Origin of the sequence: Listeria ivanovii subsp. londoniensis (assembly GCF_000763495.1) — a bacterium.
In the GTDB taxonomy this organism is placed as follows: domain Bacteria; phylum Bacillota; class Bacilli; order Lactobacillales; family Listeriaceae; genus Listeria; species Listeria londoniensis.
Window position 1 is genome coordinate 1,818,508 of the sequence record NZ_CP009576.1, and the last position, 18,764, is coordinate 1,837,271.

The following is an 18,764-nucleotide window of genomic DNA, read 5'->3' on the forward strand; positions in this document are numbered from 1 at the left end:
GCTATAAAATGTAAAACTGATTAGGTATTATGTTAGTTTAGTACTACAAAATTACGTTTCCTTGTTTCTGAGTTTCGCTAATTGGTCTTTGGTGATAATAACATCACGTGGTTTAGAACCATTGATTCCTGAGACAATTTGATGATTTTCGAGCGATTCCATTAATCTCGCTGCTCGGTTATAGCCTATTCTAAAATGTCTTTGAAGTAAGGAAGTAGATGCTGCATTTTGACTTAATACAAAGTCGCATGCTTCTTCAAATAATTCATCGGTATTCTCTTTAGCCGTTTCTTTCACAAGGAGTTCTTGCTCTTCAAAGATGTAATCAGCCTCCCCTTGTGTGCGAACATGGGCTACAACTGCATCAATTTCCTCGTCACTGACAAAAGTTCCTTGTAAACGAACCGGTTTGCTTGCGCCACTTGGTAAGAAGAGCATGTCTCCTTTTCCAAGTAGTTTTTCAGCGCCACTTGCATCCAGTATCGTTCTGGAATCGATTTGCGACGATACAGAGAACGAAACACGCGTTGGGATGTTCGCCTTGATGAGACCCGTAATTACATCGACAGAAGGTCTCTGCGTCGCTACAATCATATGAATACCACATGCACGCGCTTTTTGGGCAATGCGACTGATGGATTCTTCAACATCATTTGGAGCTACCATCATCAAATCAGCTAACTCATCAATCACGATTAATATATACGGTAATTTTTCTCCGGTATAATCTGGATGACTTGCGTATTCATTGTATTTTTCCATATTACGAACACCAGTATGACTAAATAATTGATAGCGCCGTTCCATTTCTTCTACAGCCCATTTCAAAGCAACGGTAGCCGCTTTTGCATCAGTAATTACCGGGCTAACAAGATGCGGAATTCGATTGTATGGTGCTAGTTCCACCATTTTCGGATCAATCAAAAGTAGCTTTAACTGGTCTGGTGTCGCTTTATAAAGTAAACTAACCAGCAAAGAATTGATACAAACACTTTTACCAGACCCTGTCGCTCCAGCAATTAAACCATGTGGCATTTTTTGTAAATCCGTAATAATCGGTGTTCCCGAAATATCTAATCCCAGTGCAGCAGTAAGTGGCGATGTGGATGATTGAAAGGCTTCGGTATTCATTAATTCAGAAAGCATCACCGGCCGACTTGTTTGGTTAGGAATTTCAATCCCAACTGTGCTCTTACCAGGTATTGGCGCTTCTATCCGAATATCTTTTGCCGCTAAGCTAAGTTTAATATCATCTGTTAAATTGGTAATTTTGCTAACTTTAACACCTTTTTCTGGTTGAACTTCAAATCTAGTAACAGCTGGTCCTTGTGTTCTATTAACAACACTCGCCTGAACATTGAAATTTGCTAATGTCTCGTCTAACATTTCTTGCTGCATTTGGAGCCAAGAATCATCTTCTCGTTTAGAAACTGGTGGATGAAGCAAATTGAATGCTGGGAATTGATAATTCCCCGTGTGTTCTACTGTTGTCGCCATTCGTCCTGAAACCACCTCAACTGATTCCTCTTTTTGAAGTGCTTGCTTGTCTCTTTTCACCATCATTACATTAAACGGAATTCTGCTCTTTTGTAATTGTTCTTGTCGATTTACTTCTATTTGTGTTGTTTTTGCAACTGAAGCCGTTTGCGTTTGTGGTTCTTCTTTTATAAGCGAAACACGAGTTGGTTGTTCAGAAGCAACCGGTTCAACTGGGTGTTCTGGAATAACTTCCTCTGTTACAATCTTCTCTTCTACGACATCTTCCGGAAGCGAATCTTCTATCTGACGTTCTATCTCCGCTTCAAAAGCAATCGTTTCAGCATCTGCTAAGTCTGGTAAATCTACTGGTGTAATTGTCAAGTCATCCCGTATCTCTGCGATTTCTTCCGTTTCAGATACTGCATATTCAAATTTACTCGGCCGTTTATTAAAAGCATAAACAGGAGACGGAACATCGGTTGCAGCAAAAGGACGTTTTCTCTCCTCTTTTTCCCCTACAGATTGATCTACCTTTTGTGGTAATGGCTTCATGTTAACTTTTTGAGATTGAATTGGTGCGTTATTTGGTTTATCTGGTATTAAAGGAAAACGAAATTCACCTTTTGGATATTGATAGACCATTTGTGTCTTTATAGGACGTTTCACTTGTTGCAACGCTTTTTGTTTAGAAACCGGAGCTGTTTTATTAGGCACCGACCGATTATTTTTTACTACTCGCCGTTCTTTTGTTTTTATTGCCGTCACATTTGATTTTGGCGCTACATCTGGAGCGCTTTTTACTTTCTTTTCTGCTTTGTTAGCAGGTTTAGTTTCATATGTATCTACTTCTTCGTCCATATCGCCAAAGAAAAAATCTTTAAACCATCCCATTCATTATCACCCTAAATTTAATTTTCTTGTTTGATTTTAACAGACAAAAACGAAATAATCTATGACAAAATTGTGAATTCGCTATATTTCGAGTCATATTCGTTATAATACCTTGATATTACTAGCTTTAAACCTGATATAAGTTTTTGTTATAGAACGGGAAATGATTGTTTTTAATACAATTTACATATAAATTGTATACAATAACAAATCAATCGTAGAACATTTTATTATTATTCACAATATGCTATTTTACAAACAAAAAAACACCTGATTTGTAATCAGATGTTCATAAACTTTCCTTTATTTAGAAGTTAACCGGAAAAACTTCCCCAGTAGCTGCAGAGTCTTCTAAAACCAAAATTCCTTTTTCAGTCGGCGCATTCGGTATCGCTAATTCTCTTGCGGCACACACCATACCAAAAGAATCTTCTCCACGTAAATTCGATGGTTTAATAATTAAGCCGCTTGGCATCACGGCACCAATTTTAGCTACCACTACTTTTTGGCCAGCTTCAATATTTGGTGCACCACAGACGATTTGCAACACTTCCCCACCAATGTTAATTTGACAAACATTTAATTTATCCGCATTAGGATGTTTTTCTTTCGCCTCTACATAACCAACAACAAATTTAGGCGAAAGGTCTGCAACGATTTCAGGTTCAAAACCAGCTTTTTCAATAACTTGATTCATTTTATCTACTAATTCTTCTGTTAATTCTACTTTTCCATTAGCAGCAATCTCAAAATATTTTGAGCTATTAAAGATGTTGAAGCCTGCTAACGTTTTTGTTTCTCTATCAAATATACGAGCAACATCCCCGTGACGTTCCCACTCACGATTTTCGAATGTTACTTCTCCCGTTTCAATTAGTAGAGTATCCCCTACCCCTTTTTCATTATAAAATGCGTTTACTATCACGTCTTCTACTCCTTTAATCTGTTTTTTGCCATTATAAATATCGGTTCCAGTTTACCATTATTATAGACAAATGGCAAAGAGGTAATTGGTACAAGCCCATCTGCAAAGAAATCCATCGTCATATGCGCTAGGACATCGTAACCTGTGTTATCTTGTATGTCACCAATAATCAAGACATCTTGATGCGGAACAGCCAGCACCATTTCGCCAGTTAATTTTCCACGCATTTCTGCTAAAAAAGATTCATTTAATAACCGGCTAGCATCATAACCATCGTTTGTTCTTACAAAATAAAAGTCATTGCCATTAACAGCGTCTTTTTTTAGCGGTACTTCTAATTGTGCCAAATTACGAGTAGCCGCTTCTTTTATATCCTCGCGCGTTATCTCTTCTTCAAGAAGCATGCTCTCCTCGATAAAACGGTAGGAGTTTCCTAAATCATACGCAAAAAAAATGTTTGTTTCTGCGGTATGCTCATCCATTAAAAGCACCCCTCCCACTTTTGTTTTGTTCGGGAATGAAGTAGCTCGGACGACTGGATAAATACGATTCATGTTGTTCTTAAGTGTCACATCCCCTTCCGCAGCTCGAAAACCTTCTTCTACATAATAAACAATTTTGCGGATAGCAGCGTCTCCATCATTTTCGTAGTTCGCAATGATTTGCGGAATCGTAAGCGTTACTTTTTTATCTGCTTGCATTACTAGCAGCGTATCATTATCACGATTGTAAGAAAACTGCCGATTCGGTGCTTTTAGTTCGCATTCTAATCGTTCTTTCATTTTTAGTGTAGTCATTTTTGCCAATAGTTGTCTCCCCTTCCATGAAAAGCCGACACTTTATTAAATCGCAGCTAGGAAATCATTAATTTCTTCTTTTGTTTTTCGGTCTTTACTCACGAAACGGCCAACTTCCATACCATCTTCAAACACAAGAAAACTCGGGATTCCAAAAACTCCTAAGTCCGCACATAAATCAATAAAAGCATCCCGGTCTACATGATAAAACGCAAAATCTTCATTTTCCACTTCAATTTCTGGCATAACCGGTTCAATATATTTACAATCCCCACACCAATCTGCACTAAACATAAAGACGGATTTTCCTTCCACTTTAATTGCATTAAACTGTTCGATTGATTCTAAATTTTTCATTTTATGCTCCTTCTACTTATATTCTAGTTAAATCCTACCGCCAAACAAAGTATTCGTCCAGAATAAAGCTCAACTAATACTAGACAAGAAAAAAAGTTTGGCTTTTATTCAAAACCAAACTTTTTACCGCACTTTGGAATGCGCTTTTTTTCGCTTTTGATAGTCACCATAATAACCAAAGGCAAGTGTCATTACTCCAGCTAAGAACGTGATAATAATCCAGCCAAATTCCGTCTTGCGAAAATAGGATAGATGGACCAAATACCCTAGTAAAAAAACGATACTTGCAGCCAAAAGCAACATTCCAACCAACAGCACCGGATTTTTGCTTATTTTACGCATTATTTTTTATAGTTTCAAAAGTCGTTTTATCCAACCCACGAATAAGCGTGGTAATCATTTCTTTTGCAGCAGCATAATCATCTACATGTAAAATAGAATTAGTAGAATGGATATATCTGGCTGGAACACCTATTACAGCGCTTGGAATACCACTTAACGAGGTGTGAACTTTACCAGCATCCGTACCTCCTGGAGAGACGAAATATTGATAAGGAATGTTATTAGTTTCTGCTGTATCTAGTAAAAATTCCCGCATACCACGATGCATAATCATCGTCCGGTCAAAAATGCGTAACAAGAAACCTTGACCAATTTGGCCAAATTGCGATTTATTTCCAGTTGTATCGTTAGCAGGACTGGCATCAAGGGCAAAGAATAAATCAGGTTGAATCATATTGGCACTAACACCTGCCCCCCGTAAACCTACCTCTTCTTGCACATTTGCTCCGGAAAACAGTGTGTTCGGAAGTGATTCTCCTTTTAATTCTTTCAAAAGTTCGATTGCAAGTCCTACTCCATAGCGATTATCCCAAGCCTTTGCTAAAATCTTTTTCGGATTAGCAAGTGGTGTGAATTCTGAAACAGGCACGATAAATTGTCCTGGTTTGATACCTATTTTTTCTGCATCTGTTTTATCGTCGGCACCAATATCAATTAATAAATTTTTTGGATCAGTAGGTTTGCTACGTTCTGCTTCTGTCAACAAATGTGGTGGAACAGACGCAACCACGCCAATTACTGGACCATTCGGCGCCATTACTTGCACTCTTTGCGCTTGCAAGACTTGCGGATTCCAACCACCAATTGTCTGAAAACGGATCATCCCATTTTCAGTGATTTGTGTAACCATAAAGCCAACTTCATCCATATGACCCGCAACAAGCACTCGCGGACCATCAGTAGCGCCGTGACGCACGCCAAAAATCCCGCCTAATCCATCTTGAATAATTTCATCTGAAACAGGCTCAAGCTCTTTTCGCATAAAAGTGCGAATTCGATGCTCATCACCAGAAGTTCCTTGTAATTCTGTTAATTCTTTAAACATCGCTAACGTTTCTTTTTCCATTAATAATCATCTCTTTCCGTTTGAAATCTCTTTTATTATAGCAAATAATCCGCATTCGCGCTTGAAATGCTTGCTAAAATTTCGAAAGCGCGTTCAAAAAAAACTTTTATAATCAAAAATTTGTAGTATAATGATTAAAAGAGATGCGTGTAGTAGCTTTTATTATGCCATTTTTTAAAAAGTATAGGAAAACACTAGGGAGGCAAAACAATGAACTGGAAGGCTTTCATTGCCGGCGTTGGAGCGGGTGCAGCAGCTGGACACCTTGTTTATCATTATTTACTAAACGATAAAACAATTTCAGGTGATGTTATTTTAGAAAACGTGAAAAACGCATTCAAACAAGATGGACCAATCGAGGGTTCATGGATTCAATTAAAAAAACAGCACTACAAAAAATTTGCGATTGACACGTTTGTTTATCACGGTGGCATCACATGTATCCGTGAAGGCGAGAAAAAACAATTCGAATTTATTGCAGATGCTAATACCGGAACAATTATTGATGTATACTTAGCTTAATAGCTTTGAACAAATAAAAAAGAGATTCTCTCCTATCACAAGTAGAGAATCTCTTTTTTGTATTATTTCATTTCTTTCCATATAGCAATCATTTCATAAGTAACATCTCGTAACGTATAAGTTGTCATAAATTGATCTTCCGCATGCATAAACAAAATAGAAATTTGCACGTCTCCACCGTCTGCTTCTTTTTGAATTAATTGGACATGATTTTTATGCCCTTCACTTAGAAATTCGTTTGCTTCGTCTATTTTCAGATAGGCTTCATCAAATTTTCTTTCTCTTCCTAATCTCATTGCTTCAATAAGACAACTTCTCGCGGCTCCAACTGAGCTAATTATTTGAAATGACGCCAGTTCCATACCTTCCATTTTGTGTTAACCTCCCACGATCGTTACTTGACCGACTAAAGTTGTATCAGAACTTCCGCCAACGAAAATCTGTATACCGCCTGTCTCTATCTCATATTTGTTATCGATAGACCACACTTCGAAAGCCTCTTTGGTTAGTTCGAGTGTCACGTCTATCTTTTCTTTTGGTTCGATTCGAATTTTTTTAAAGGCTTTTAGTTCTTTCTTTCTACGAGTTATGCTGGACTCCATATCATGAATATAAAGTTGCACCACTTCTTCTCCTGCTATTTCAGAAGTATTTTCCACCGTCACTTTAACAGCGACTGTTTCTCCCGCGAGCAAAGAAGACAAAGAAATCTGTTCTTGTTTAATCACTAAATTCCGGTAAGAGAAATCACTATAACTTAACCCATAACCGAATGGATAAAGTGGCTTTCCAGTTAAATCAAAGTAGTCTTCTTTGTATTCCACTGCTTTTTGATTGTAATAAACAGGAATTTGTCCAGAAGACACAGGGATACTAACCGGTAATTTACCAGACGGATTATATTTACCAACTAACACTTCTGCTATTGCTGTCCCACCAACATTCCCAGGATAAAAGGCCGTGAGTAGTGCATCTGCTTCTTTGCTGATTTCAGGAATAGCAATTGGTCGCCCTTGAATCATCACTACAATCACAGGTTTTTTTGTACGTTTCATCGCCCGAAATAACGCTAGCTGCACTTCTGGAAGAGCGATATCCGCAACATCCACATTTTCACCAGCATCCATATTCGGACCTTTAGAACTAACAGCCCCATTACTCTGAAATTCCATATTAAAATTCCGCGCACTAGAACCACCAAGAACTAACACAATCGCATCCGCTTTTCCTGCTAGTTCTTCAGCTTTTGAAATCCCCCCTGTTACTGCTTCACGAATGTCTGAACCTTTTTCCGAAAGAAGTTCCCATTCTTTTGGGACAATACTTTTTAAGCCAGCTAGAACAGTAACACAATCCCCTTTGTTTTGCGGTGCCGTATAATCTCCGAGTTGATTATACAGCGCATCCGCATTCGGGCCCACAATGGCAATTTTTTTGCGTGCTCCTTCTAGTGGCAAGGTCTTTGCATCATTTTTCAACAAACAAATCCCTTCTCTAGCAGCTTGTAAATTTAGCTTTTTCCAGTTAACAGAAGCTGCGGGGACCTTTTCCTCTACATATGGATTCTCGAATAATCCTAATTGAAACTTCACTTGTAGAATTCGACGTACAGCTTGGTCAACAATCGTTTCATTCAGAATCCCTGCAGTTACACTCTCTTCTAAAAACGGGAAAACCTCATCCCATAAACTTAAATCAACACCAGCTTCAATTGCCATTTTTGCCGCTTTTTTAGGATTCGGATTTAACTTCAGCAAACGATCTAAAGCACAACCATCCGCCATCACGATGCCATTAAAGCCCATTTCTTCTCGTAATATTGTTGTTAATAGTTCTTTGTTCGCATGACAAGGAACGCCATCTATTTCATTGTATGCAGCCATAACACCTAGTGCACCTTTTGTAATACCAGCACGTAATGGTTCTAAGAAAATTTCTCTGAGTTCTCTTACACCGATAGAAACTGGACCTGAATTATGACCACCTACTGGTTCTCCTTGCGCGGCAAAATGTTTTAAAATGACAGCGACTTTACCATTTTTTTGGAAACCTTCTGTTATCGCGGCGGTTAATTCTGCCGCAAGATACGGATCTTCACCATAACATTCTTCCGCCCGCCCCCAACGAGGATCACGAAGAATATCTAACGCCGAAGCAAGCGCTAAATGGACACCTTTATCAGAAATTTCTTCTGCAATCGCCTCCGCTACTTGTTGTTGCAATTCAGGATGAAAAGATGCTGCTCGCGCTAAATTTACTGGGTATGACTCACTGTCAAGCGCTTGGTGACCGTGCGGAACTTCTTCTGCTAGTAAAACCGGAACTCCAAGCCTAGTATTCTCTATCACATAGCGTTGTACCATATTAGCGACTTTAGCAGAATTGGCTCGCGAAATACCAGTTTCTTTATTCATTTTTGACCACGGATCAGCTCGGAATAGACCATATAAAGCACCTATTCCTTCAAACCTAGCTACTTCCTTTTTAAATTTATCCGTAATTTGAAACACATCACCATTTCTTGAAAAAGCATCCCAGCCATACATTCGCTGATTGAGTTGCCCGCATTTTTCTGCAAGCGTCATTCGCGAAAGCAAATCTTCCACGCGATCATTAGTAGATTTTGTTGCATCTAAATAAATAGCCATTTTCTTTCCTCCTTGCAAGTCGTTACATTCAGCTAAGTAAACCGAGTGCTACATCTAACACTTTTTCTCCGTTCATCCGTCCGTAATCTATCACATCAATAACTGTAACCGGAATATTTCCTTCTACCACATCAGTAACTTTGTCTTTCATATAACTAACTTGCGGTCCAAGCAAAATCACATCTGCTTTGCGCCAATTTTTTTCAAAATCCGTTTCAGAAATTGCCCAAATCGTCACATCCAATTCACGTTCTTCGGCAATCCGTTCCATTTTTCGAACAAGAACACTTGTAGACATCCCTGCATTACACATCAACATAATATTTTTCATTTATTCGTCCTCCTACACTGCTTTTACGCGATCATTGGCTTTTAAGAATGGTAAATACAGAAGTACACAAACTCCGATTAAAAAGATTTGGAATACTGCCGCTCGCCAGTCTCCACCAGTCGCAAGGAACCCTGATGCCACAACAGGTGTTGTCCACGGAACTAGCACAACTACTTCAGAAATCATGTGAAGTTTAGTAGCTAAATAAGCAAGTCCTAGACATAGTGGCGTAGAGATAATAAAAGGAATCATTAAACTTATGTTATAAACAATCGGTAGCCCAAACACAACTGGCTCATTAATGTTGAATAAACCAGGAGCAGATGATAAGGTAGCAATCTCACGGTAGTCTTTACGTTTCGACCAGATAAAGATAGCTATTAATAGAGCAATCGTATTTCCACCACCGCCCATAACACCAAAGATATCACGGAAAGTCGTATTAATAATGTGTGGAATTTCTGTATGATTTGCAAACGCCGTCATATTTTCTTGCATATTAGCAAGTAATACCGGATCCATAATCGGCCCTAGTATACCGCTTCCTGCAATCCCTATAGAGTAAAGCATTTGAGAGATTGTCATTAAAGCAAGGAATCCAGGCACACTCGTAACAAGGAATGTTAATGGTTTCTGAATAAGCGTACTAATAAGTGCATACAAATTTAAACTAAATAATGTAGCTACTAAGAATGAAATAAACGCAAAAATAAGGACGGTTAACATTGTCGGAATAAGAACATTAAATGATTTAATAACCGCTGGAGGGACACTATCTCCCGAAATCCGGATCTTCATTTTTTCACTTTTCGATAGACGGATAAAAACTTCTGTCGATAGTAGCGCAGTTACAATACCAACAAACATCCCTGCAGAACCCATTAACGAGAGCGGTAATACCCCTGTAACTTCAACTGCTTTCTCCAAACCTAGTGGAACAACTTCAGAAACAGCTGGAACAAAAATGACGATAAGAGCAATGGTCATTAGTGCTGGAGCAAACGGATTTTCAAACTTTCGATTTTGTGCCAGAAAATAAGAAACAGAAGCACCAATTAAAATAGTTATGATACCAAGTGTCCCATTAACAATACTATTACCTAAATTTTGCCATGTAGTAAGTGTTTCGGAACTAATAATTGCCGACATAAAACCATCCGGCTTGATAATGACGTTATTAATTAAAACCATAAATCCTGCTAACATAATAAAAGGTAAAATTGTAGCAAAGGCATCACGCATAGACTTCAAATGAATTTGATTTCCAAGCTTCTGCGATAACCAACTTAATTTCTCGATGAATTTTTTCAATTTCTTAAACCTCCTTAGATATTACAATTATTGTAGCGCTTTCTTTTCAGTAAATAAATCCAGTCTTTTTCCCCATTAACTTAGTAGATGCGGAAATAAAGAAAACAAGCTCCTGTTTTAATTTTAAAAAAGAGCTTGTTATGTTTTATTTAGTTAAACTGTTTGCAATATGCGCATAAAGTTTTCAAAATCAGTTACTCGTTTTAACTCGCCCATTACTTTGGGGTTTTCCACTAAATCACTAATTAGCGTGTACAGAGTCGCCAGTCGTTTCTGTTCTTCATTTTTTACCGCTAGCATAAATACCACTTGCGCACGTTTTTCTCCGTTCCAGTCTACCCCAGCTGGGCAAATACATACTGCGATGACCGTTTCTAGCACTTCCGCCTCTACCGGATGTGGTGCAGCTAGCCCACTCCCCAAATAGGTCGGCACAATTTCTTCTCGCTCCATAAGTGATGGTAAATAATCCTCTCCCACTAGTCGCTTTTCCTGCAAAACTCCTGCTAAATCCGCAAGAATTTCCATTTTGTTCGTTTTATGACTAACAATAAATAGTCCTTCACGAAATATTTTTTCTAATTCTATTTGATTTTCCGTCTCATCATGTTTCATTAATAAAGAAATATTTTGAACATCTTCTTTGGTTAAAAATGGTGATACTTGAATGACCGGGTGCAATTTGCTTTGAAGGGGCACCGTTGAAATCACAAAATCACAAGTAGTTGCTTTTGTCTTATAATCTTTAAATGAGTATACGCCAACAATTTCCAAGCTACTCGCGAATTGTTTTCGAACTTTAGACTCTAGTAATTGTGATGTTCCAAGTCCTGAGGCACAAACAATTAATACTTTTTGCTTATTGTGTACAAATTCTTTATCTAGACCATATAAAAAATGAATTGCTAAATACCCTGCCTCCGCTTCATTCACATCCGTTTTTAATTCCGTCTCTAAAACTTCTTTCGCGACCAAACCAAGCTCAAACGCAAACGGATAATTTTCTTTCAGATTTTCCAAGTAAGGATTTTGAATGTTCATCTTAAATTTAATTCGATTGATGGCTGGCTTTAAGTGAAGCGCGATATTCGAAACCATCTTTTGATCCTGCCGAAAATCATATCCATAAAGCCGTTTAATCTGCTCTAATATTTTATCGACAATGATATATTCGCGATAATTATTAAAATCACTTTTCCAGTTTTTCGCACTTAAATGCAATAAAATATAAGAAATTTCACTTTCAGGAAAATGGATTCCTTCCGCAAGCTCAATCTCTTTCATAATGTTTTGGGCTGCACGTAATTCTGACATGCTAAACTCGATATCTTCCAGGTCCGTTGCCGTGATATAGCAGTTATCTTTTACACGAGAAACCGCAATAGCAATATGAATAATTAGGTTCTTCACAGAGATGTCTGTCATATGAATATTGTATTTCGCTATATTGGATACTACTATTTCTAACATTTTTTCCAAACTAACATCTTGAAAGAAGTTTCGCTCAGTTTCTGTGATAAGTGGAGTAGCTGATTCTGCAAGTAAATACCTAGAATAACAAAAACGAATGGCCAGTTCGGTTCCAGAAATCCGGATACCGTAGCCTGCTCTCTTTTCAACAGATAATGAATAATTGGTTAGTTTTTCTTTCACTTCTAAAATATCGGAATTAATGGTGGATTTGCTGACAAAAAGTTCTTCAGCAAGCGTCTCTAATTTGACATAATCGTTTTTTAGTAACAGATAACGAATAATGTAGTTCGCTCGATCTTCGGCAAACAACGGTACAATATTCATATTAGATTGACCTGTTTTATTATCCAACAGAGCCTCTTGAAGTGCCTTTTCATCCTTTATAATTAAACGATAACCTACACCAGGAAGTGATTCAATTTGGTTTCCAGCAACTTGAAGTAATGGGTTGATCGCCTTAATATCATTCCGAATCGTACGTGGTGTTACGGCTAACGCCTCACCAAGCTCTCTTCCACTAATAAATGACATCCTTAAATAGAGCATATGAACTATTTTCTGCCATCTTGGCAATAACAATTGAGAACCACTCATCCAGATTACTCTCCTCGCACCAATAGTTTTAATCTAGCCTTTTATCCATTAGCGAATGTAGCTATCAATTTTCTTTTTAATTAATGCTTCATCCATTTCACCTTGTTTAATAAGTTCCTTCATCTGTTCAGTGTAAATTACTTTTGCTGCTGCGTCCATCGCTTTTTTTACTGCGGCTATTTGTTGCATAATTGTTTCGAAATCCCGCTCTTCTTCTGTCATATTTTTTATAGAGCGCACATGTCCTTCAATTTTGGCAAATCTTGTTATTAATGCTTTCCGTTCAACCCCATCCATTTATATACCCCCTTAGTGTATATTGTTATCATCCCCCTGCCCGGGTTATAATTTCGGCTTTATTATGCGGTTTACAAATATATAATACCACAAAATGAAAATACCCTCAAAAAAAGAAGCGTTTTACCACTTCTTAGTCGGACGATTTACTTTTAAACTATTTATAATTTCCCCATTTCCAGCAATTTTTACAGCTCGAAATCTCGCGTCATGATAAGACAAAAACCAATAATTTTCTCCAAATGTTTGCTTGAAAATTTCTTGTTTAGCAGCAATTGACGTCATTGGATAATCATCGTACGCAGTAACCCAAAGAACATTTTGATGAGCAAACGTAGGAAAAATATCTGCCATATGAACTGCTTTTTCTCCGTTCAAATGAAACCAAATAATTGAATGTCCTGCACTATGTCCACCAGTATGTTCCATTTTTACTACGTCATTTATTTTAACTTCCCTATCAAAGGTATGAACTTGTGACTCAATTTGCTCCCAATTTTCTTTCCAATAAGTCGCCTTTGAACGAATATTAGGATTTCGCATTTCGTCCCATTCCATTTTAGAAGTCCAAATCTCGGCATTTTTAAAAATCGAGTAGTTCCCTTCTTCTGAAACACCGGTCAAACCAAGCACATGATCAAAATGTAAATGCGTCATTAACACATAATCAATCTCTTCTGGTGATACACCAAGTCGAGCTAAGTCTTCTAGAACAAATGATTCTTCCGTCACCCCGTAATTACGTTTTTGTTTTTCCGTCAAACGATTATTTCCTAGGCCAGTATCAATTAAATAGTTTTTCCCTTCGTATTGAAAGAACATCGGATCGGTCACATTTGCTAGTTGATTTTTTTCGTTTGCTGGGTATTTTTTCTCCCAAAGTGGTTTAGGGACAACCCCGAACATCGCTCCCCCATCAAAATGCGTATAACCACCACGTAACCAGTATATAGTAATATCTCCTATCTGAATTGTATCCACTCTACATTCCTCCCGTTAAATATAAAAACCAGATGCAGCAGATGCACCTGGTTTATCCTTTAATTTCTATCAAATTTTGCTTCAAGACGATAGATTGGGAATCCTTTAGCTGAAAATTTTTCTTCATATTCAGTTTTTATATTCCCTTCGTAATCGCTATTATGCAAATCAAGTGATACAAACGTAAGTAACATATTATATTCTGAAAATGCTACTAACGAATATTCAAATAAACTCCGATTATCCGTTTTAAAATGAATTTCTCCATCTACCGGCAATAATCGTTCATAAATAGCGAGGAACGTCGGATTGGTTAATCGACGTTTTGTATGACGTTTTTTAGGCCACGGGTCAGAGAAGTTGAGATAAATTTGCGCTACCTCCCCTTTCTCAAAACAGTCTTCTAATAATTTAGCATCACGAGCCACTAAACGTAAATTAGGCACATCTGCTTCGAGCGCTTTATCAAGTGCAGAGACAAGAACACTTTCAATCATTTCGATACCTATATAATTAATGGATGGATTTGCTTTTGCCATTCCACTCACGAATTGTCCTTTACCAGAACCAATTTCAATATGAATCGGATTATTATTTCCAAAAACTTCTTGCCACTTGCCTTTTAGTTCTTCAGGGTTTTCAATATAAATTGCTGGAAATTCCTGCAGCCTATCTTTTGCCCATGGTTTATGTTTTACACGCATCGTTCTTTACACCTCATCATCTTCTATTGCATTTTGAAAAATCTGTTTCGCTCGTTCATTTGCTTCAAACGACTGATTTAAAGATACTTGCAGCACAGTCTGACAAATTGTATACCATTTTAATTTGCGATGTAGGTCCGTCGTTAAGGTCGTTCCATAACTTGAAAGCCAATTTTCCCATTCCGTCCGCGGGATATATTGGTATAAAATCATTCCGATGTCATTTGCAGCATCAGCAAGCATTGCTCCGTCCCAATCTACCAAAAACAATTCATTTTCCTCAGAAATAATCCAATTGTTATGATTGACATCCCCATGACAAACGACGTACTCCGTTTGGTTAATAACTGGGAGGTTTAATTCCAAGTATTGAATCGCTTCTATCATAGAAGATGTTACATTATTACTTGCTGCTACCTCTACTTTTAAGCGAGTTAATAGTTGATCTGCAGAAAAATAACAGTTCTCGATTTTTTCAAGCATGTGCAGTAATGTTTCTGAATGGTGAATTTTAGCCAAGAGCGCTGCCACCCTACTTCCACTCATTTCATCACGTGTTAAAATATGACAGTTCACCCACTTTTGTGCAGTAATCACATCGCCATTTTCGACGCGTCTTGTCCAAACAAGTTTTGGCACTATGTTTTCCACGGAAAGCGCAGCTAAAAAAGGCGAAGAATTTCTTTTTAAAAAAAATTTTTCGTCTTCATGTGTTGCAACAAATGCTTGACCAGTTTCCCCTCCGGCCGGCGCTATGTCATATTCTCTCCCAAAAAAATTATCTTTCATTTACATACACACCTTTTACTAGCTCTTTGCAACTTCCATATGCCCTTTAAAAATACTTCCGAACAAATTGGTAACTATTCATGATTTTACTTCTCTTAGCGCTTCTAGTCAAGTCAACATACGTTCGTAATGATAATTTCTTCTCAAAAAAATGTAAAAATCTCAAAAAAAAGATCACTTATTCAATTCCGGTTACACGAATTAAACAAGTGATGCCTTATTTATAAAAATCTAAATCAGTTTGTTTCTTGTTGTACTTCTTCTGTTTTTTTAACGATTGGTGGCATAGCACTATTATTTTTTTGGATAAAGAGCGCTAAAATACAAGCAATCACCGAAAGAATCCCTGCCACTAAAAAGGCTGTTTCAATACCGTGGATTAGTACATGATTGGCAATTTCCGTTTTCGTTTTACCCATCACGTCGTTTGGTCCAAGATGTCTCGCGAAACTAGCTGCACTTTTTGACATAACAGTAATCAAGGCAGCCGTTCCAATCGAACCTGCTACTTGCCTCATCGTATTAAACATTGCTGAACCATGAGCAGCTAAATTAAGTGGTAGCGAGTTGAGTGCGGCTGTTTGAAGCGGCATCATAACCATCGCCATTCCTGCCGAACGAATCGTTTGAATGATAATAATGTACGTTAAAGTAGTTGATTCATCTAAATTTGTAAACATAAACGTGGATCCTGTCATAATAATCAAGCCTACTAGCGACAAATACTTCGCGCCAAATCGGTCAAACATTACTCCAGTCACTGGGGAGAGTACTGCGGTAACTAGCGCTCCCGGCAGAAGTACCAGACCCGACTCTAGTGGTGAAAATCCGCGAACCGTTTGCAAGAAAATTGGTAGTAATAGCATACCACCAAATAGTCCCATTACAACAAAGAAACTAATAGAAGTTGTCAGTGCAAATGTGGGATATTTAAATACTCTAAAGTTAAGTAATGGTGCTTTAGAGCTTGTTTGATAACGGATGAACAGTCCTAGCACGACTAGCCCAAGAACAATAAATCCAGCTACTTTCCAAGTTAACCAAGCATGATCCCCAGCGTTACTAAATCCTAGTAACAGACTACCAAAACCGACAGTCGACATAATGACACCTAGTATATCTAGTTTTGGGAAAGTTCGTTTGCCGACATTCTTCAGTAAGAAAATAGCTACAATAATATCTAAAATCGCAAAAGGAATAATAATAAAGAATAAATTGCGCCAATCATATTGCTCCACAATCCAACCTGAAAGTGTCGGACCAATTGCTGGGGCAAAGTTCATCGCTAGACCAATCAAGCCCATCGCTCGCCCACGTCGTTCCATAGGGAATAAGTTTAATACTACTACCGTTAATAGCGGCATGACAATACCAGCACCAATAGCCTGTACCATTCGTCCGGCAATTAACATCGTATAATCTGTTGCAAATCCGCCAATCGCAGTCCCGATTGCAAAAGTAACCATCGCAAATAAGTACAGTTGACGTGTGGTAAATCGTTCAATTAAAAATGCGGTCATCGGAATCATGACACCATTAACTAACATAAATCCAGTTGATAGCCATTGTCCTTGGCTAGCTGTAATACCAAAATCTTTCATAATACTCGGTAACGCGACATTCATTAACGTTTGGTTGAGAATCGTAACAAAGGCGCCCATTAGCATAACTATAAGAATACCGTTACGCTTTACTGATGTACTTGCTGCTTTCATATTCAATCTCGTGCACCTTCCCTTTTTAAAATAGCAATTATCTCTTGATGCGTTTCTAACATTGCTTGAAGTTTTTCTTCACCGATTTCTAAAATGGGTTCTAAACGGTTGAAGAAAACATGATACGTTTCTGCCGCTTTTGTTGCCCCTTTTTCAGTGAGTGCTAAGCTCAGCGCACGGCGGTTACTTTCATTGCGTGTGCGTTTTAAAAAACCTGCTTTTACCAGTCGATCAACAATTCCAGATACAGTACTTTTTCCGAGCTTCATCCGGTCCGCAAGTTCCCCAAGCGTAAGTTCAGATTCTCGTTGTAACTCTCTAATTGCTAGTAATTGCGTGGTCGTGATTTCTCTGTTAGCCGCTTCTTCCGCTAACACATGATGCGTTTTTCGTTGCACTTCGCGAAAAGAGAAAATAACCTCTTTCACTAACTTTTCTTCCATTACTTCCCCTCCGTACTGTTCGCTACCAAATGTTTCGTATGCGAACTATTAGCCTTTTGAATTATACACCTTGAAGAATATTTGTCAATGTCTCAAATTCGAGTTATTCCGATTGAAAGCGCGGTCATTAAGGTCCTGCAACAAAAATAAAAGTTATATAATTTTTTACATATGTTGTTTCTTACAAAAAAAGCCTCCTCAAAAAGGAAGGCTTTCATCTTAATTTATTTAGCTAATACTAATTCACCGCATGAGCGAACAATTTCTTCTACAAAATAGCCATGAAGTTGCTCGGTAATTGGACCGCGTTTTCCGTCACCTACTTGTACGCCATCAATATGCGTAATCGGCGTAATTTCAATTGTTGTGCTAGAAATAAACACTTCATCTGCTTCTCGAAGATCAGTTAGTGTAAAATCTGCTTCTCGGACTGGGATACCATTTTTTCTAGCAACCTCTAAAATGACTTGACGAGTGATTCCGTTTAAAATTAAATTATCAGCTGCATGTGTCCAAAGTACACCATCTTTAATGATAGAAACATTAGATGCGGAACATTCGGTAACCTGTTCACCGCGGTGTAAAATAGCTTCTAAAGCATCTTGTTGATGTGCTTTATTTTTGGCCATAATGTTTCCAAGTAAGCTTAAACTTTTAATGTCACAACGTAACCAGCGTACATCTTCTTCTGTAATCGCTGTTCCGCCTTCGATAAATTGTTTTTCATTTCTAGGAACCTCTCGAGCCGCAGCAGTCAAAACACCTTCTAATGGGAAATCATCTGGAATCACATGGTTGCGAGGATTTTGGACGCCACGAGTTACTTGTAAATAAACATTTCCTGTATGAATATCATTTACCTCCACTAACTCTTCAATTAAATTACGTAGTTCTTCTTTGGAATACGGAATAACTAAATCAATTTTTGCAGCGCTAGCATATAAACGTTCGATATGTTCATCATATGTAAAAAATTTACCATTATACAAACGAACAACTTCATATACCCCGTCTCCAAATTGATATCCGCGGTCTTCCACGTCTACGGTGGCATCTTCTCTTTCCACTAAATGGTTATTTACTAATACTTTCATCTCAA

The 18,764-nt window shown here is 37.9% G+C and carries 19 protein-coding genes; 1 reads left to right on the top strand and 18 read right to left on the bottom strand.

The genetic code is table 11. The features are described from left to right. Window positions 1-51: 51 nt before the first annotated feature. From JL53_RS08870 to JL53_RS08895, 6 genes are all read right to left on the bottom strand, one after another. The gene (locus JL53_RS08870) at window positions 52-2,370 is read right to left on the bottom strand and encodes a DNA translocase FtsK (protein ID WP_038407429.1); all 2,319 of its coding nucleotides are present in this window, start codon (window positions 2,368-2,370) and stop codon (window positions 52-54) included. A gap of 307 nt (window positions 2,371-2,677) precedes the next feature. Continuing rightward, window positions 2,678-3,295 carry a YtpR family tRNA-binding protein gene (gene ytpR / locus JL53_RS08875; RefSeq protein ID WP_038407430.1) on the bottom strand — a complete coding sequence of 206 codons (618 nt, stop codon included), beginning with the start codon at window positions 3,293-3,295 and terminating at the stop codon, window positions 2,678-2,680. Between the two features lie 5 nt (window positions 3,296-3,300). Beyond that, window positions 3,301-4,101 (bottom strand): DUF1444 domain-containing protein, encoded by an 801-nt coding sequence (locus JL53_RS08880; RefSeq protein WP_038407431.1) that lies wholly within the window; start codon window positions 4,099-4,101, stop codon window positions 3,301-3,303. 36 nt (window positions 4,102-4,137) lie between these two features. Continuing rightward, on the bottom strand, window positions 4,138-4,449 hold the full coding sequence (locus JL53_RS08885) for a thioredoxin family protein (RefSeq protein ID WP_003719902.1): 312 nt from the start codon (window positions 4,447-4,449) through the stop codon (window positions 4,138-4,140). 123 nt (window positions 4,450-4,572) lie between these two features. Continuing rightward, window positions 4,573-4,743 (bottom strand): hypothetical protein, encoded by a 171-nt coding sequence (locus JL53_RS08890; protein ID WP_373634658.1) that lies wholly within the window; start codon window positions 4,741-4,743, stop codon window positions 4,573-4,575. Window positions 4,744-4,783: 40 nt separating this feature from the next. Further along, a complete protein-coding gene (locus JL53_RS08895; protein WP_038407434.1) occupies window positions 4,784-5,857 on the bottom strand; it encodes a M42 family metallopeptidase in 1,074 nt (357 codons plus the stop codon). A gap of 210 nt (window positions 5,858-6,067) precedes the next feature. Between JL53_RS08895 and JL53_RS08900 the strand changes: the two genes are divergently transcribed. After that, window positions 6,068-6,379, top strand: coding sequence for a PepSY domain-containing protein (locus JL53_RS08900; protein WP_003719906.1), 312 nt, complete (start codon window positions 6,068-6,070; stop codon window positions 6,377-6,379). Window positions 6,380-6,441: 62 nt separating this feature from the next. Here the strand turns inward: JL53_RS08900 and JL53_RS08905 are convergent, their stop codons facing one another. The 12 genes from JL53_RS08905 to dat all read right to left on the bottom strand — a co-directional run bounded on the left by JL53_RS08905 (window position 6,442) and on the right by dat (window position 18,759). Next, window positions 6,442-6,750 carry a PTS sugar transporter subunit IIA gene (locus JL53_RS08905; protein ID WP_038407435.1) on the bottom strand — a complete coding sequence of 103 codons (309 nt, stop codon included), beginning with the start codon at window positions 6,748-6,750 and terminating at the stop codon, window positions 6,442-6,444. Between the two features lie 6 nt (window positions 6,751-6,756). Then, window positions 6,757-9,027: a glycoside hydrolase family 3 N-terminal domain-containing protein gene (locus JL53_RS08910; RefSeq protein ID WP_038407436.1), complete on the bottom strand. Its 2,271-nt coding sequence runs from the start codon at window positions 9,025-9,027 to the stop codon at window positions 6,757-6,759. A 28-nt stretch (window positions 9,028-9,055) separates the two neighbouring features. Beyond that, the gene (locus tag JL53_RS08915; protein WP_003719909.1) at window positions 9,056-9,358 is read right to left on the bottom strand and encodes a PTS sugar transporter subunit IIB; all 303 of its coding nucleotides are present in this window, start codon (window positions 9,356-9,358) and stop codon (window positions 9,056-9,058) included. Window positions 9,359-9,370: 12 nt separating this feature from the next. Further along, window positions 9,371-10,669 carry a PTS sugar transporter subunit IIC gene (locus JL53_RS08920; protein WP_003719910.1) on the bottom strand — a complete coding sequence of 433 codons (1,299 nt, stop codon included), beginning with the start codon at window positions 10,667-10,669 and terminating at the stop codon, window positions 9,371-9,373. A gap of 153 nt (window positions 10,670-10,822) precedes the next feature. After that, on the bottom strand, window positions 10,823-12,736 hold the full coding sequence (locus JL53_RS08925) for a BglG family transcription antiterminator (protein ID WP_038407437.1): 1,914 nt from the start codon (window positions 12,734-12,736) through the stop codon (window positions 10,823-10,825). Between the two features lie 48 nt (window positions 12,737-12,784). Beyond that, the gene (locus JL53_RS08930) at window positions 12,785-13,033 is read right to left on the bottom strand and encodes a metal-sensing transcriptional repressor (RefSeq protein ID WP_003719912.1); all 249 of its coding nucleotides are present in this window, start codon (window positions 13,031-13,033) and stop codon (window positions 12,785-12,787) included. A gap of 123 nt (window positions 13,034-13,156) precedes the next feature. Further along, window positions 13,157-14,014 (bottom strand): YtnP family quorum-quenching lactonase, encoded by an 858-nt coding sequence (locus JL53_RS08935; protein ID WP_003719913.1) that lies wholly within the window; start codon window positions 14,012-14,014, stop codon window positions 13,157-13,159. Between the two features lie 59 nt (window positions 14,015-14,073). After that, a complete protein-coding gene (gene trmB / locus JL53_RS08940) occupies window positions 14,074-14,718 on the bottom strand; it encodes a tRNA (guanosine(46)-N7)-methyltransferase TrmB (protein WP_038407438.1) in 645 nt (214 codons plus the stop codon). 6 nt (window positions 14,719-14,724) lie between these two features. Continuing rightward, window positions 14,725-15,507: a phosphotransferase family protein gene (locus tag JL53_RS08945; protein ID WP_038407439.1), complete on the bottom strand. Its 783-nt coding sequence runs from the start codon at window positions 15,505-15,507 to the stop codon at window positions 14,725-14,727. A 236-nt stretch (window positions 15,508-15,743) separates the two neighbouring features. Further along, window positions 15,744-17,228 (bottom strand): multidrug efflux MFS transporter MdrM, encoded by a 1,485-nt coding sequence (gene mdrM, locus JL53_RS08950; RefSeq protein WP_074673919.1) that lies wholly within the window; start codon window positions 17,226-17,228, stop codon window positions 15,744-15,746. Further along, window positions 17,225-17,665, bottom strand: a complete 441-nt coding sequence (locus JL53_RS08955) for a MarR family winged helix-turn-helix transcriptional regulator (protein WP_038407440.1) — start codon at window positions 17,663-17,665, stop codon at window positions 17,225-17,227. Before JL53_RS08955 ends, mdrM begins: the two co-directional genes overlap by 4 nt. 224 nt (window positions 17,666-17,889) lie before the next feature. Beyond that, window positions 17,890-18,759, bottom strand: coding sequence for a D-amino-acid transaminase (gene dat, locus JL53_RS08960; protein WP_003719917.1), 870 nt, complete (start codon window positions 18,757-18,759; stop codon window positions 17,890-17,892). Window positions 18,760-18,764 lie beyond the last annotated feature (5 nt).

Bases quoted from the DNA above. Each gene is read 5' to 3' on its own strand.
- JL53_RS08870 (WP_038407429.1), bottom strand. From the start codon at position 2,370: ATGGGATGGTTTAAAGATTTTTTCTTTGGCGATATGGACGAAGAAGTA.
- JL53_RS08885 (WP_003719902.1), bottom strand. From the start codon at position 4,449: ATGAAAAATTTAGAATCAATCGAACAGTTTAATGCAATTAAAGTGGAA.
- JL53_RS08895 (WP_038407434.1), bottom strand. From the start codon at position 5,857: ATGGAAAAAGAAACGTTAGCGATGTTTAAAGAATTAACAGAATTACAA.
- JL53_RS08900 (WP_003719906.1), top strand. From the start codon at position 6,068: ATGAACTGGAAGGCTTTCATTGCCGGCGTTGGAGCGGGTGCAGCAGCT.
- JL53_RS08905 (WP_038407435.1), bottom strand. From the start codon at position 6,750: ATGGAAGGTATGGAACTGGCGTCATTTCAAATAATTAGCTCAGTTGGA.
- JL53_RS08910 (WP_038407436.1), bottom strand. From the start codon at position 9,027: ATGGCTATTTATTTAGATGCAACAAAATCTACTAATGATCGCGTGGAA.
- JL53_RS08915 (WP_003719909.1), bottom strand. From the start codon at position 9,358: ATGAAAAATATTATGTTGATGTGTAATGCAGGGATGTCTACAAGTGTT.
- JL53_RS08925 (WP_038407437.1), bottom strand. From the start codon at position 12,736: ATGAGTGGTTCTCAATTGTTATTGCCAAGATGGCAGAAAATAGTTCAT.
- JL53_RS08930 (WP_003719912.1), bottom strand. From the start codon at position 13,033: ATGGATGGGGTTGAACGGAAAGCATTAATAACAAGATTTGCCAAAATT.
- trmB (WP_038407438.1), bottom strand. From the start codon at position 14,718: ATGCGTGTAAAACATAAACCATGGGCAAAAGATAGGCTGCAGGAATTT.
- JL53_RS08945 (WP_038407439.1), bottom strand. From the start codon at position 15,507: ATGAAAGATAATTTTTTTGGGAGAGAATATGACATAGCGCCGGCCGGA.
- JL53_RS08955 (WP_038407440.1), bottom strand. From the start codon at position 17,665: ATGGAAGAAAAGTTAGTGAAAGAGGTTATTTTCTCTTTTCGCGAAGTG.
- dat (WP_003719917.1), bottom strand. From the start codon at position 18,759: ATGAAAGTATTAGTAAATAACCATTTAGTGGAAAGAGAAGATGCCACC.